Source organism: Streptomyces sp. NPDC004542 (assembly GCF_040610035.1).
GTDB lineage: Bacteria > Actinomycetota > Actinomycetes > Streptomycetales > Streptomycetaceae > Streptomyces.
Map to the genome: position 1 here is coordinate 94,233 of NZ_JBEXLP010000014.1, position 12,862 is coordinate 107,094.

A 12,862-nucleotide genomic window follows, 5' to 3' on the forward strand; every position below is an offset into this window, starting at 1 on the left:
GCGGGCCTCACCGCCCGTTGAACGCGTCCTTCAACCGCGAGAACAACCCTTGCTGCCCCGGCTGACCCCGCCCACCCGGGGGACCACCCCCGGACCCCCGGCAGAACGAGCCGCACCCTCACCCGGACTCACCTCACCGCCCGTTGAACGCGTCCTTCAACCGCGAGAACAACCCCTGCTGCCCCGGCTGGAACTGGCCCTGTGGGCGTTCTTCGCCGCGGAGTTTGGCCAGTTCGCGCAGGAGCCGTTCCTGCTCGGGGTCGAGCTTGGTCGGGGTCTGGACCTCGACGTGGACGATGAGGTCGCCCCGGCCGCCGCCGCGCAGGTGCGTGACGCCCCGGCCGTGCAGCGGGATCGACTGGCCGGACTGGGTGCCCGGGCGGATGTCGACCTCTTCCATGCCGTCCAGCGTCTCCAGCGGCACCTTGGTGCCGAGGGAGGCCGCGGTCATCGGGATGGTGACCGTGCAGTGCAGGTCGTCGCCGCGCCGTTGGAAGGTGCTGTGCGGGAGTTCGTGGATCTCGACGTACAGGTCACCGGCGGGACCGCCGCCCGGTCCGACCTCGCCCTCGCCGGCGAGCTGGATGCGGGTGCCGTTGTCGACACCGGCGGGGATCTTGACCGTCAGGGTGCGGCGGGAGCGCACCCGGCCGTCGCCGGCGCACTCCGGGCACGGGGTCGGTACCACCGTGCCGAAGCCCTGGCACTGCGGACAGGGGCGGGAGGTCATGACCTGGCCCAGGAAGGACCGGGTGACCTGGGAGACCTCACCGCGACCGCGGCACATGTCACACGTCTGGGCGGTCGTACCCGGCGCGGCGCCCTCGCCGTTGCAGGTGTTGCAGACGACCGCCGTGTCGACCTGGATGTCCTTGGTCGTGCCGAAGGCCGCCTCGTCCAGCTCGACCTCGATACGGATCATCGCGTCCTGGCCGCGCCGGGTCCGCGAACGCGGGCCGCGCTGGGACGCGGTGCCGAAGAAGGCGTCCATGATGTCGGAGAAGTTGCCGAAGCCACCCGCCCCGAAGCCGCCCGCGCCGGCGCCGCCGGCCTGCGAGAGCGGGTCGCCGCCGAGGTCGTAGACCTGCTTCTTCTGCGGGTCCGACAGCACCTCGTAGGCGGCGTTGATCTCCTTGAACCGCTCCTGCGTCTTGGGATCAGGATTGACATCCGGGTGCAGCTCGCGTGCGAGCCGGCGGAAGGCCTTCTTGATCTCTTCCTGCGACGCGTCGCGGCGCACGCCGAGAACGGCGTAGTAGTCCGTGGCCACTTACGACTCCGCCAGGATCTGTCCGACGTACCGTGCCACTGCGCGTACCGCTCCCATCGTTCCCGGGTAGTCCATGCGGGTCGGTCCGACCACGCCGAGCTTGGCAACCGCCTCGCCGCCCGAACCGTAGCCGACCGACACCACCGAGGTGGAGTTGAGTCCCTCATGGGCGTTCTCGTGCCCGATGCGCACGGTCATGCCCGAATCCTTGGCCTCGCCCAGCAGCTTGAGCAGGACGACCTGCTCCTCGAGCGCCTCGAGCACCGGCCGGATGGTGAGGGGAAAGTCATGTCCGAAGCGGGTGAGATTGGCGGTACCGCCGATCATCAGCCGCTCCTCGTTCTCCTCGACCAGTGTCTCCAGCAGGGTGGAGAGCACGGTGGAGACCGTACCGCGATCCTCCGGGTCGAAGCCCTCCGGGAGGTCCTCGACCAGCCGCGGCACGTCGGTGAACCGGCGGCCCGCGACCCGGCTGTTGAGCCGCGCGCGCAGATCCGCCAGGGACGCCTCGCCGAAGGGGGCGGGGCAGTCGACCATCCGCTGCTCGACCCGGCCGGTGTCCGTGATCAGCACGAGCATCACGCGCGCCGGGGCGAGCGAGAGCAGCTCCACGTGCCGCACGGTCGAACGGGTCAGCGAGGGGTACTGCACGACCGCGACCTGCCGGGTCAGCTGCGCGAGCAGCCGCACCGTGCGGGCCACGACGTCGTCGAGGTCGACGGCGCCGTCGAGGAAGTTCTGGATCGCCCGCCGCTCGGGGCCGGTCATCGGCTTGACGCCCGCGAGCTTGTCGACGAAGAGCCGGTAGCCCTTGTCGGTGGGGATGCGCCCCGCGCTGGTGTGCGGCTGGGCGATGTACCCCTCGTCCTCCAGGGCCGCCATGTCGTTGCGGACGGTGGCCGGGGAGACGCCGAGGCTGTGCCGCTCGGTGAGCGCTTTCGAGCCGACGGGCTCCTCGGTGCCGACGTAGTCCTGGACGATGGCGCGCAGCACCTGCAGCCTGCGTTCACTCAGCATCCGCGCGCACCTCCAGCACATCGTCCCCTGCGGTCCTCGGGTCCTTCGCCTGGCACTCTGCGCTCGCGAGTGCCAGCATTCCCCGGCCCAGTGTACGGCCGTGGGGTACACCCCGGGCAAGGCCGGATCGTGCCGCCGCGCCCGGGTGGGACCGTTCCCCGCTAGCGTCGCGGTATGACGGTTGCTTGGGAAGAGCTGGGGTGGGAGCGGGTGGCCGCGGGGGTCGGACGGTGCCGGCTGCCGCGCTGGGACTGCACCACGGGACTGGTCCTCGGCGAGGGTACGGCGCTCGTGGTGGACGCCGGGTCGAGTCTCGCCGAAGGCGCGCGCCTGCGCGCACAGGCGCAGGAGCTGGCCGGGGGCCGTGTGACCCATCTCGCGCTCACCCACCCCCATTTCGACCATGTGCTGGGCGCGGCGGCCTTCGCGGGCGCGGAGATCTTCGCGGCGGTGGGCATGGACACCGTGCTCACGCACGAGCGCGAGGAGCTCCGCCTGGACGCCGTCCGGCAGGGCCTGCCGGTGGCGGAGGCGGACGAGGCGGTGGACTCCCTCCCTCTGCCCCGCCACCTGGTCTCGGGCGAGTGGACCCTCGACCTGGGCGACGGACGACAGGTGCTGCTGGCCAACGTCGGCCCGGGGCACAGCGCCCACGACCTGGCGGTGCTGGTTCCCGGCTCGGTCCCCGGCGAGCCCGAGGTGGTGTTCTGCGGCGACCTGGTCGAGGAGTCCGGCGATCCCCAGGCCGGCCCCGACGCCGTACCGTCCCACTGGCCGGCCGCCCTCGACCGGCTGCTCGACCTCGGCGGCGAGGACGCGCTGTACGTGCCCGGTCACGGAGCGGTGGTGGACGCGGCGTTCGTGCGGCGGCAACGCGACGAGCTGGCGGCGCGTTTCGGCGTGTCGCCCTGATGGCGGTACGGCTTCTCCTATCGTCATCCGAATGCGCCAGTATCCCGCCGATCTGAACCCTCCCTGGAAGAAACCCAAGCCCGTCCCGGAGGTGCCCGCGGAGCCCGGTCTGGTGGTCGAGGAGCCCGGCACCGGCTTCTGCGGCGCGGTGATCCGCTGCGAGGCGGGCACGGTGACCCTGGAGGACCGCTTCCGCAAGCACCGGGTGTTCCCGCTGGAACCGGGCGGGTTCCTGCTCGAGGGCAGGGTGGTCACGCTGGTGCGGCCGGCGTCGTCGGCTCCGGTACGTCCCACCCGTACCGCCTCCGGTTCGGTCGCCGTCCCGGGCGCACGCGCGCGCGTGGCCCGTGCCGGGCGCATCTACGTCGAGGGCCGGCACGACGCGGAACTGGTCGAGAAGGTGTGGGGCGACGACCTGCGCGTCGAGGGCGTGGTCGTGGAGTACCTGGAGGGCGTGGACGACCTGCCCGCCGTCGTGGCCGAGTTCGGGCCGGGGCCGGACGCGCGGCTGGGTGTCCTGGTGGACCACCTGGTCCCGGGCACGAAGGAGTGGCGGATCGCGCAGTCGGTGACCAGTGAGCACGCGCTGGTGGTCGGCCACCCGTACATCGACATCTGGGAGGCGGTGAAGCCGTCGGCCCTGGGGATTCCGGGCTGGCCACAGGTGCCGCACGGCCAGGACTGGAAGACGGGGGTGTGCCGGGCGCTGGGGTGGCCTTCGGACAACACCGGAGCGGTGTGGCAGGCGATCCTGGCGCGGGTGGGTTCCTACAAGGACCTGGAGCCGGAGTTGCTGGGGCGGGTGGAGGAGCTGATCGACTTCGTCACGGGTAGCGGTGGGGCCTGACGCCCTTGTAGGTGCCGAATTCGGTGGTGTCCAGCTCGACGCCGAGTGATTCCAGCGGGAGTGCAGCGCCGAATCGGGTGATCCTCTGGGCCTGGTAGTCGGCCTCGTCCCCCATGCCTACGGGCTCCGTGAGCAGGACGCAGTGTGCCATGATCGGGTCGATGATCAGGTAAGCGGGGATCTCGCCTGCCGCGTAGACGGAACGCTTGACGCCGTAGTCCCGGTCGACGCTCGTCTTGGAGACCACCTCGACCACCAACGTGATCAACTGCGACGGCAGCAGGCGCCCCGAGTCCGGGGCGACGCCGCGTTGAATGACCACCAGATCCGGAATGGGCTCGCTGGCCTCGTTGATGATGTCCACGTCCGTCGTCTGAAGCCGTGCCCAGCGTTTGCGCGGGATCTGGTCCTGCACCTCCTCCACAATCCGGTTGTGCACCAGATCCGGAGCGGCCATCATCACGATTTCTCCCCGAAGAAGCTCGACCTTGACGCCCTCCGGAGGTTCGAACTCCTCGAAGAACCTGGTCATCCCACGCTCGTCCACAGCGGTCATCTCCGTGGCCTCCACATCCGCCGCGTCCTGTTGGCGGCAGCCTACGAACCAGGTTAGGGACCGAACCGGCGTTCCGGGGGGATTCACTCGCCGGAGTGATCAGTCGACCAAGTCCCGCACCACCGCGTCCGCCAGCAGCCGCCCCCGCAGCGTCAGCACCGCCCGCCCCTCCTCGTACGGCCCCGCCTCCAGCAGCCCGTCGCCCAGCGCCCGCCGTGAAGCCGCCAGCCCGTCCTCCTTCAGCAGGGACAGCGGCACCCCCTCCCGCAGCCGCAGCTCCAGCAGGATCCGCTCCACCCGCCGGTCTTCGTCGGACAGCAGCTCCCGCCCGGCGCCCGGCGAGCGGCCCGACGCCAGCGCCGCCGCGTACGCCCCGGGATGCTTCACGTTCCACCAGCGGACGCCCCCCACGTGCGAGTGCGCCCCCGGTCCCGCGCCCCACCAGTCGGCGCCCCGCCAGTACAGCTCGTTGTGCAGGCAGCGGCCCGCCTCGGAACCGGCCCAGTTGGAGACCTCGTACCACTCGAAGCCGGCCGCCGACAGCCGCTCCTCCGCGATCAGGTAGCGGTCGGCGTGGACGTCGTCGTCGGTCATCGGGACCTCGCCCCGGCGGATGCGGCGGGCGAGCTGGGTGCCCTCCTCGACGATCAGCGCGTACGCGCTGATGTGGTCCGGGCCGGCGCCCAGGGCCGCGTCGAGCGAGGCCCGCCAGTCGTCGTCGGACTCACCGGGGGTGCCGTAGATCAGGTCCAGGTTGACGTGCTCGAAGCCCGCCGCGCGCGCCTGAGCCACGCGCTCCTCGGGCCGGCCCGGGGTGTGCGTCCGGTCGAGCACGCGCAGCACGTGCCGCTTCGCGCTCTGCATGCCGAGGGAGATCCGGGTGAAGCCGCCCTCCCGCAGCCGCGCCAGGTACGCCGGGTCCACCGACTCCGGGTTCGCCTCGGTCGTGACCTCCGCGTCCGCCGCCAGGCCGAACTCGTCCCGGATCGCCCCCAGCATCCGTACCAGGTCGTCGGCGGCCAGCAGCGTGGGCGTACCGCCCCCGACGAACACCGTGCGGACCTCGCGCGGGTCGTCGCCGAGCACCTTGCGGGCCAGGCGGACCTCGTCGGTCAGGGTGTCGGCGTAGTTCTCGCGGGAGGCGAGCACGCCGCCGGTGCCGCGCAGCTCGGTGGCGGTGTAGGTGTTGAAGTCGCAGTAGCCGCAGCGGGTCGCGCAGTACGGGACGTGCAGGTAGAAGCCGAGGGGGCGGTCGGCGGCCCCGGCGAGCGCGGACGCGGGCAGGGCGCCGTCGGCGGGGACGGGCTCGCCGTCGGGGAGTGCGGAGGGCATGCCCTCCATTGTCCCGCACGCCCGGACCGTCTCCTCCCGCCCGCCGGGACCGTCTCCGCCGGTCGCCCTACTCCGCCTGGAGCACCAGCAGCGCCAGGTCGTCCTCGGGCGCCCCGCCGCCGAACTCGTGCACCAGCCGGCGGATGCGCTCCGCGACCTGCTCGGCGTCGAGCCCCGCGCACCCCTCGAGGGCCCGCGCGAGCCCGTCGCCGTCGTCGAACTGGCGGGAGCCGTCGCGCCGCTCGGTCACCCCGTCCGTGACGCACAGCAGGGTGTCTCCGGGACGCAGCTCGAAGGTCTCGCTGGTGTACGTCTCGTCCTCGACGACCCCGAGGAGCGTCTGTGGCTTCGCGACCGTGCGGACCCGGCCGTCGGGTCCGAGGAGCAGCGGCAGGGGGTGCCCGGCGGAGGCGAGGGTGCAGCGGACGCCGCCGTCGAAGGGGGCGAGCTCGCCGTAGAGGAGAGAGAGGAAGCGGGTCTGCGGGCCGTCGCCGGGGGCGACGGGGCGGCCGCCGGCGGCGACCAGGGCGCGGGCGGCGGCGTCGGCGGCCTCGGTGGCGTCGTCCAGGAGGAGCTGGTTGAGGCGGTCGAGGACGTCGGCGACGCGGTAGCCCTCGCGGGCGAGGAGCCGCAGCCAGGGGCGGGCGAGGCCGATCACCACGGCGGCCTCCGGTCCCTTGCCCTGTACGTCGCCCACCGCGAAGCACCAGCGGCCGTCGCCCGCCGGGAACAGGTCGTAGAAGTCGCCGCTGGGGCCGCCCTTGTCGCACGGCTCGTAGACGAGCGCGCTGCTCACTCCGGGGATCTGGGCGACCGCCCCGGGCAGCAGCCCGCGCTGGAGGACGGCGCTGATGGTGGCCTGGCGGGCGTACTGGCGGGCCGCGCCGATGGCCAGTGCCACCCGGCGGCCGAGGTCCTCGACCAGTCCGGTGATCTCGTCGGGGAAGGCGAGGGGCCCGCACCGGCCGATCACCAGCGTGCCCAGCGGACGGCCGCCCGCGATCAGCCGGTACGCCAGCGCGGTGCCGTCCGTGCCGTGCGGGCCGAGGGCCTCGCCGGGCCAGGGGTAGGGCTCGGGGCCGGACCGCAAGCCGTCCCGGGGGCACGGCGGGTCCTTCTCCAGGGCGCGGCGCAGCTCCTCGTTGCGGTTCTCGCTGCCGTGCCACACCCGCGCCAGCCGGGGTCCCGGCGCCCCCGTCCCGTCGCCCCAGGCTCCGCCGCTGTCGGGCCCGCCCGCTCGGGCGGGCCCCCACCGGCCGGTCGACTCGTCCTCCAGCCACACCGCGCACCAGTCGGCGAGCCGGGGCACGAGCAGCTGTCCGGCGAGCGCGGCGACGAGGTTCTCGTCGAGCTGCCCGGCGAGCAGGTCGGAGGCCTCGGCGAGGAAGGACAGGGCGCCGTGGCCGAGCCATTCGCGGTCGCGTTCGGCGCGGTGGGGGTCTCCCTGCTCGAGTGCGGCGGAGAGCGGGGGCGGCTCGTGGGCGAGGATGTCGGCGGCCGCCGCCCCGCCTGCCGCGGCGTGCGCCTCGGGCTCCTCGGCGGCCGGCCGGTCCTCGGCGGGCAGGCGCGCCCAGACCGTCTTGACACCCGTGCGGTAGGTGACGCCCCAGGCCTCGGCGAGCGTGGCGACCAGGCGCAGGCCGCGCCCGTAGTCGGGGGGCTCGTACGGCGTTTCGGCGCCGCCCCGGCGCGGGGCCCGGGAGGGGTGGTGGTCGCAGGCCTCGACGACGAGCGCGCCGCTCTCCTCCAGCCGGCAGGTCAGCTCGACATCGGTGCCGGCGTGCACGACGGCGTTGGTGACGAGTTCGCTGACCACCACGACGGCGTCGTCGACGAGCCGCTGCGAGGGCGTGAGGCCGAGGCCGGTCCACTCGGTGAGCGCCGCGCGCAGCAGCGCGCGGGCGGATCCGGGCGCGAGAGGGCTGCCCGGGAGAACCGAGCGAACCGCCGCACGCTCCCCCGCGTCCCCGTGTGCGGGCACATCAGAGACACGGGAGACGGTCTCCCGTTGCGTCGGTATGGCGCCCATGGCCGACTCCCCGAGCAGATCGGACGAACGTCAGACGAATACGTCTCGATGACTGCGAACAGGGTGACAGACCGACTGCGTCCATAAGCGCCGAGTTACCGAAGTGGGCCGCCATGGGTGACAACACGGGCACGCTTGCACGCGAAGACGGACAGAAAACGGAACGATTCCGAGCATCCGAGCTCCGTGCGGGCGGGCGGTGTCCCGTGGGGCACCGCCCGTGCCGCCGGGCTCAGGCCTCGCGCGAGCCCGCGTACATCTCGTCGATCAGGTGCTTGTACTCCCGCTCCACCACCGGCCGCTTCAGCTTCAGGCTCGGGGTGATCTCGCCGTGCTCGACGTCGAGGTCGCGCGGCAGGAGGCGGAACTTCTTGATGGTCTGCCAGCGCTGGAGGCCGGCGTTGAGCTGCCGGACGTAGCCGTCGACCATCTCGACGGTGACCGGGGCCGCGACGACCTCGGCGTACAGCTTGCCGCCGAGCCCGTTCTCCTTGGCCCACTCGAGGATCGACGGCTCGTCGAGGGCGATGAGGGCGGTGCAGAAGTTCCGGTCGGCGCCGTGCACGAGGATGTTGGAGACGTACGGGCACACGGCCTTGAACTGGCCCTCGACCTCTGCGGGCGCGATGTACTTGCCGCCCGAGGTCTTGATCAGGTCCTTCTTGCGGTCGGTGATGCGCAGGTAGCCGTCGGGCGACAGCTCGCCGATGTCACCGGTGTGGAACCAGCCGTCCGATTCCAGGACCTCGGCGGTCTTCTCGGGGAGCCCGTGGTAGCCCTGCATGATGCCCGGGCCGCGCAGGAGGATCTCCCCGTCGTCCGCGATGCGCACCTCGGTGCCGGGCAGCGGCTTGCCGACCGTGCCGGTGCGGTACGCCTCGCCGGGGTTGACGAAGGAGGCGGCCGAGGACTCCGTGAGGCCGTAGCCCTCCAGGATGTGGATGCCGGCGCCGGCGAAGAAGTAGCCGATCTCGGGGGCGAGGGCGGCCGACCCGGACACGCACGCCCGCAGCCTGCCGCCGAAGGCCTCGCGGATCTTGGCGAAGACGAGCGAGTCGGCGACCTTGTGCTGGGCGGCGAGGCCGAGGGGCGCGGAGTGGGTGCCGGTGCGGCGGAAGTTGTCCTGGGTGACCTTGGCGTACTCGCGGCCGACCCCGGCGGCCCACTGGAAGATCTTGTACTTGGCGGGTCCGCCGGCCCGGGCCTTGGCGGCGACGCCGTTGTAGACCTTCTCGAAGATGCGCGGGACGGCCGCCATGTAGGTCGGCCGCACCACCGGCAGATTCTCGATGATCTTGTCGACGCGGCCGTCGACGGCGGTGACGTGCCCGACCTCGATCTGCCCGGAGGTGAGCACCTTGCCGAAGACGTGCGCGAGCGGCAGCCACAGGTACTGCACGTCCTCGGAGCTGATCAGCCCGGTCGCGGAGATCGCCTTCGCCATGTACGACCAGTTGTCGTGCGGCAGGCGGACGCCCTTGGGGCGGCCGGTGGTGCCGGAGGTGTAGATCAGCGTCGCCAGCTGGTCCTTGGTGATGGCGCCGACCCGCTCCTTGATCAGCTCGGGGTGCTTCTCCAGGTACGTGGCCCCGCGCTCCTCGAGCTCGGCGAGGGTGAGCACCCAGTCGCCGGTCTCGACGCCGGCGGGGTCGATGACCACCACGTGGTGCAGCTCGGGCAGCTCGGAGCGCTTCTCGACGGCCTTGGCGAGCTGGCCGGCGTTCTCCGCGATCAGCACCCGGCTCTCGGAATCGGAGAGGATGAAGGCCGACTCGTCGGCGTTGGTCTGCGGATAGATCGTGGTCGTGGCCGCCCCGGCGCACAGGATGCCCAGGTCGGCGAGGATCCACTCGACCCGGGTCGAGGAGGCCAGCGCCACCCGCTGCTCCGGCCGCACGCCCAGCTCGATGAGGCCGGCCGCGATCGCGTGGACGCGCTCGGCGGTCTGTCCCCAGCTCAGCGACTTCCAGTCGTCGGGCCCCTGGCCCGAGGCCGGCGGCACCGGGTAGCGGTACGCCTCGGCGTCCGGGGTGGCGTCCACGCGCTCCAGGAAGAGGGCCGCGACGGACGGCGGACGGTTCTCGATCAGTGTCTGTGTGTCGCTCACGACATCCTCCGGGGCCCGCGACGGTGCGGCTGGCAGGTGCGGCTTGGGTGACTCACGGCGATGGTTCGGCCAGTTGTTTAACTCGCGAGTAACTATCGAGCAGGGATCAGAGTAAAGCGCTACGGGCCGACGCGTAAGAGGCGGCGGCATGTCACTTCCCACAGATGGCGACGCTACGCACGCGCAGGGGCCCGCCACACTTTCGTGCGACGAGCCCCTGTTGCACCTGTTTCGCGGACGCCGGCCGTTATTACCGGCGGTTACTTCTTGCCCTTGGCCGAACCCGCGCTGTCATCGCTGGACAGGACCGCGATGAAGGCCTCCTGCGGAACCTCCACGGAACCCACCATCTTCATCCGCTTCTTGCCTTCCTTCTGCTTCTCGAGCAGCTTCCGCTTGCGGGAGATGTCACCGCCGTAGCACTTGGCGAGGACGTCCTTGCGGATGGCGCGGATGGTCTCGCGGGCGATGACCCGCGAGCCGATGGCGGCCTGCACCGGCACCTCGAAGGCCTGCCGCGGGATCAGCTCCTTGAGCTTGGCGACGAGCCGCACGCCGTACGCGTACGCCTGGTCCCGGTGGGTGATCGCGGAGAACGCGTCCACCTTGTCGCCGTGCAGCAGGATGTCGACCTTGACCAGGGAGCTGGTCTGCTCGCCGGTGGGCTCGTAGTCCAGCGAGGCGTAGCCGCGCGTCTTGGACTTCAGCTGGTCGAAGAAGTCGAACACGATCTCGGCGAGCGGCAGCGTGTAGCGGATCTCGACCCGGTCCTCCGAGAGGTAGTCCATGCCGAGGAGGGTGCCGCGCCGGGTCTGGCACAGCTCCATGATCGAGCCGATGAACTCGGTGGGCGCGAGGACGGTGGCCCGCACGACCGGCTCGTACACCTCGCTGATCTTGCCCTCGGGGAACTCGCTCGGGTTGGTGACCGTGTGTTCGCTGCCGTCCTCCATGACCACGCGGTAGACCACGTTGGGGGCGGTGGCGATCAGGTCGAGCCCGAACTCGCGCTCCAGGCGCTCGCGGATCACGTCCAGGTGCAGCAGGCCGAGGAAGCCGACGCGGAAGCCGAAGCCGAGGGCGGCGGAGGTCTCCGGCTCGTAGACGAGCGCGGCGTCGTTGAGCTGGAGCTTGTCGAGGGCCTCGCGCAGCTCGGGGTAGTCGGAGCCGTCCAGCGGATACAGACCGGAGAAGACCATCGGCTTGGGGTCCTTGTAACCGCCGAGCGCCTCGGTCGCGCCCTTGGCCTGGCTGGTGACGGTGTCACCGACCTTGGACTGGCGGACGTCCTTCACACCGGTGATCAGGTAGCCCACCTCGCCGACGCCGAGGCCGTCCGCGGGGAGCATCTCGGGCGAGTTGGTGCCGATCTCGAGCAGCTCGTGGGTGGCGCCGGTGGACATCATCCTGATGCGCTCGCGCTTGTTGAGCTGCCCGTCGATCACGCGGACGTACGTCACGACGCCGCGGTAGGAGTCGTAGACCGAGTCGAAGATCATGGCGCGCGCGGGGGCGTCCTTGACGCCGACCGGGGCGGGGATCTCGGCGACGACCTCGTCGAGCAGCGCCTCCACGCCGAGGCCGGTCTTGGCGGAGACCTTGAGCACGTCGTCCGGGTCGCAGCCGACGAGGTTGGCGAGCTCCTCGGCGAACTTCTCCGGCTGGGCGGCCGGCAGGTCGATCTTGTTCAGCACCGGGATGATGGTGAGGTCGTTCTCCATCGCCAGGTACAGGTTGGCGAGGGTCTGTGCCTCGATGCCCTGGGCGGCGTCCACGAGGAGGACGGTCCCCTCGCAGGCGGCGAGCGACCGCGAGACCTCGTAGGTGAAGTCGACGTGCCCCGGGGTGTCGATCATGTTGAGGATGTGCGTGTTGCCGGGGTCGTGGGTGGGAGCCCACGGCAGCCGCACCGCCTGGGACTTGATCGTGATACCGCGCTCACGCTCGATGTCCATCCGGTCGAGGTACTGAGCACGCATCTGCCGCTGCTCGACCACACCTGTCAGCTGGAGCATCCGGTCGGCGAGCGTGGACTTGCCGTGGTCGATGTGCGCGATGATGCAGAAGTTGCGGATCAGAGCCGGGTCGGTACGGCTCGGCTCGGGCACATGGTTAGGGGTCGCGGGCACGCAGGGTCCTGTCTCTTGAGGCGCCTTATGCCTCGGGTCGGATCGATACGTAGTCTCCATGGTCCCACGGGCGGGGACCGGCGACCGGTTTGGGCCACTCGCCGGGCCGCTGGTAGGGTGGGCGGCTGTGTCTCATGTCCTCTCAACGCGAGGCACAACCCAAGAAATCACCGGCACGGGACCTTCGCGGCCCCGTGCCAGAACCTGAAAAGGCTCATTCGTGGCGAACATCAAGTCCCAGATCAAGCGGATCAAGACCAACGAGAAGGCCCGGCTGCGCAACAAGGCCGTCAAGTCCTCCCTGAAGACCGCGATCCGCAAGGCCCGTGAGGCCGCTGCCGCGGGTGACGTCGAGAAGGCCACCGAGTACCAGCGCGCTGCCGCGCGCCAGCTCGACAAGGCCGTCTCGAAGGGCGTCATCCACAAGAACCAGGCCGCCAACAAGAAGTCGGCGCTGGCTGCCAAGGTCGCGACCCTCCAGGGCTGAACCCCTTCTTTGATCTGACCGCCGGAAGGACCCAGAGCGGGCCCTCTCTCATCCGCTCCCGACCGGCCCCCCAGGGTCCGCGCGCGGCCTGCGTTCGCCACGCGGGCGCGGATCCGACCGTCTGAACCGAAGGCCCCGTCGCTCCCCCTTCCCCAGGGGGCGCGACGGGGCCTTCG

General features: G+C 71.3%; 10 protein-coding genes. 3 read left to right on the forward strand and 7 right to left on the reverse strand.

What is annotated here, in order from left to right:
* Nucleotides 1–133: 133 nt before the first annotated feature.
* Together dnaJ and hrcA are read right to left on the reverse strand one after the other, a co-directional pair.
* Nucleotides 134–1,270 carry a molecular chaperone DnaJ gene (dnaJ, locus tag ABZX30_RS11440; protein WP_355931773.1) on the reverse strand — a complete coding sequence of 379 codons (1,137 nt, stop codon included), beginning with the start codon at nt 1,268–1,270 and terminating at the stop codon, nt 134–136.
* Entirely contained in the window at nt 1,271–2,287 is a 1,017-nt protein-coding gene (hrcA, locus tag ABZX30_RS11445; protein ID WP_355931774.1) for a heat-inducible transcriptional repressor HrcA, read from the reverse strand. It abuts the gene before it with no gap.
* A 174-nt stretch (nt 2,288–2,461) separates the two neighbouring features.
* Here hrcA and ABZX30_RS11450 point away from each other — a divergent pair, with 174 nt between their 5' ends.
* Together ABZX30_RS11450 and ABZX30_RS11455 are read left to right on the forward strand one after the other, a co-directional pair.
* A complete protein-coding gene (locus tag ABZX30_RS11450; RefSeq protein WP_355931776.1) occupies nt 2,462–3,199 on the forward strand; it encodes an MBL fold metallo-hydrolase in 738 nt (245 codons plus the stop codon).
* 31 nt (nt 3,200–3,230) lie between these two features.
* Nucleotides 3,231–4,046 carry a DUF3097 domain-containing protein gene (locus tag ABZX30_RS11455; protein ID WP_355931779.1) on the forward strand — a complete coding sequence of 272 codons (816 nt, stop codon included), beginning with the start codon at nt 3,231–3,233 and terminating at the stop codon, nt 4,044–4,046.
* Here the strand turns inward: ABZX30_RS11455 and ABZX30_RS11460 are convergent.
* The 5 genes from ABZX30_RS11460 to lepA all read right to left on the reverse strand — a co-directional run bounded on the left by ABZX30_RS11460 (nt 4,024) and on the right by lepA (nt 12,199).
* Nucleotides 4,024–4,602: a Uma2 family endonuclease gene (locus tag ABZX30_RS11460; RefSeq protein WP_355931781.1), complete on the reverse strand. Its 579-nt coding sequence runs from the start codon at nt 4,600–4,602 to the stop codon at nt 4,024–4,026. The genes ABZX30_RS11455 and ABZX30_RS11460 overlap by 23 nt on opposite strands.
* A gap of 99 nt (nt 4,603–4,701) precedes the next feature.
* Nucleotides 4,702–5,934 carry a radical SAM family heme chaperone HemW gene (hemW, locus tag ABZX30_RS11465; RefSeq protein WP_355931784.1) on the reverse strand — a complete coding sequence of 411 codons (1,233 nt, stop codon included), beginning with the start codon at nt 5,932–5,934 and terminating at the stop codon, nt 4,702–4,704.
* Between the two features lie 67 nt (nt 5,935–6,001).
* On the reverse strand, nt 6,002–7,963 hold the full coding sequence (locus ABZX30_RS11470; RefSeq protein WP_355931786.1) for a SpoIIE family protein phosphatase: 1,962 nt from the start codon (nt 7,961–7,963) through the stop codon (nt 6,002–6,004).
* A 232-nt stretch (nt 7,964–8,195) separates the two neighbouring features.
* Nucleotides 8,196–10,070 (reverse strand): long-chain fatty acid--CoA ligase, encoded by a 1,875-nt coding sequence (locus ABZX30_RS11475; RefSeq protein WP_355931789.1) that lies wholly within the window; start codon nt 10,068–10,070, stop codon nt 8,196–8,198.
* 260 nt (nt 10,071–10,330) lie between these two features.
* On the reverse strand, nt 10,331–12,199 hold the full coding sequence (lepA, locus tag ABZX30_RS11480) for a translation elongation factor 4 (protein WP_355931792.1): 1,869 nt from the start codon (nt 12,197–12,199) through the stop codon (nt 10,331–10,333).
* Nucleotides 12,200–12,419: 220 nt separating this feature from the next.
* On the opposite strand from lepA, the gene rpsT reads away from it, so the two are divergent.
* The gene (rpsT, locus tag ABZX30_RS11485) at nt 12,420–12,686 is read left to right on the forward strand and encodes a 30S ribosomal protein S20 (protein WP_355931795.1); all 267 of its coding nucleotides are present in this window, start codon (nt 12,420–12,422) and stop codon (nt 12,684–12,686) included.
* The last annotated feature ends 176 nt before the right edge of the window (nt 12,687–12,862 follow it).

Excerpts from the sequence above, each read along its gene's own strand:
- hemW (WP_355931784.1), bottom strand. The coding sequence starts at position 5,934 with ATGCCCTCCGCACTCCCCGACGGCGAGCCCGTCCCCGCCGACGGCGCC.
- ABZX30_RS11470 (WP_355931786.1), bottom strand. The coding sequence starts at position 7,963 with ATGGGCGCCATACCGACGCAACGGGAGACCGTCTCCCGTGTCTCTGAT.
- ABZX30_RS11460 (WP_355931781.1), bottom strand. The coding sequence starts at position 4,602 with ATGACCGCTGTGGACGAGCGTGGGATGACCAGGTTCTTCGAGGAGTTC.
- ABZX30_RS11455 (WP_355931779.1), top strand. The coding sequence starts at position 3,231 with ATGCGCCAGTATCCCGCCGATCTGAACCCTCCCTGGAAGAAACCCAAG.
- hrcA (WP_355931774.1), bottom strand. The coding sequence starts at position 2,287 with ATGCTGAGTGAACGCAGGCTGCAGGTGCTGCGCGCCATCGTCCAGGAC.
- ABZX30_RS11450 (WP_355931776.1), top strand. The coding sequence starts at position 2,462 with ATGACGGTTGCTTGGGAAGAGCTGGGGTGGGAGCGGGTGGCCGCGGGG.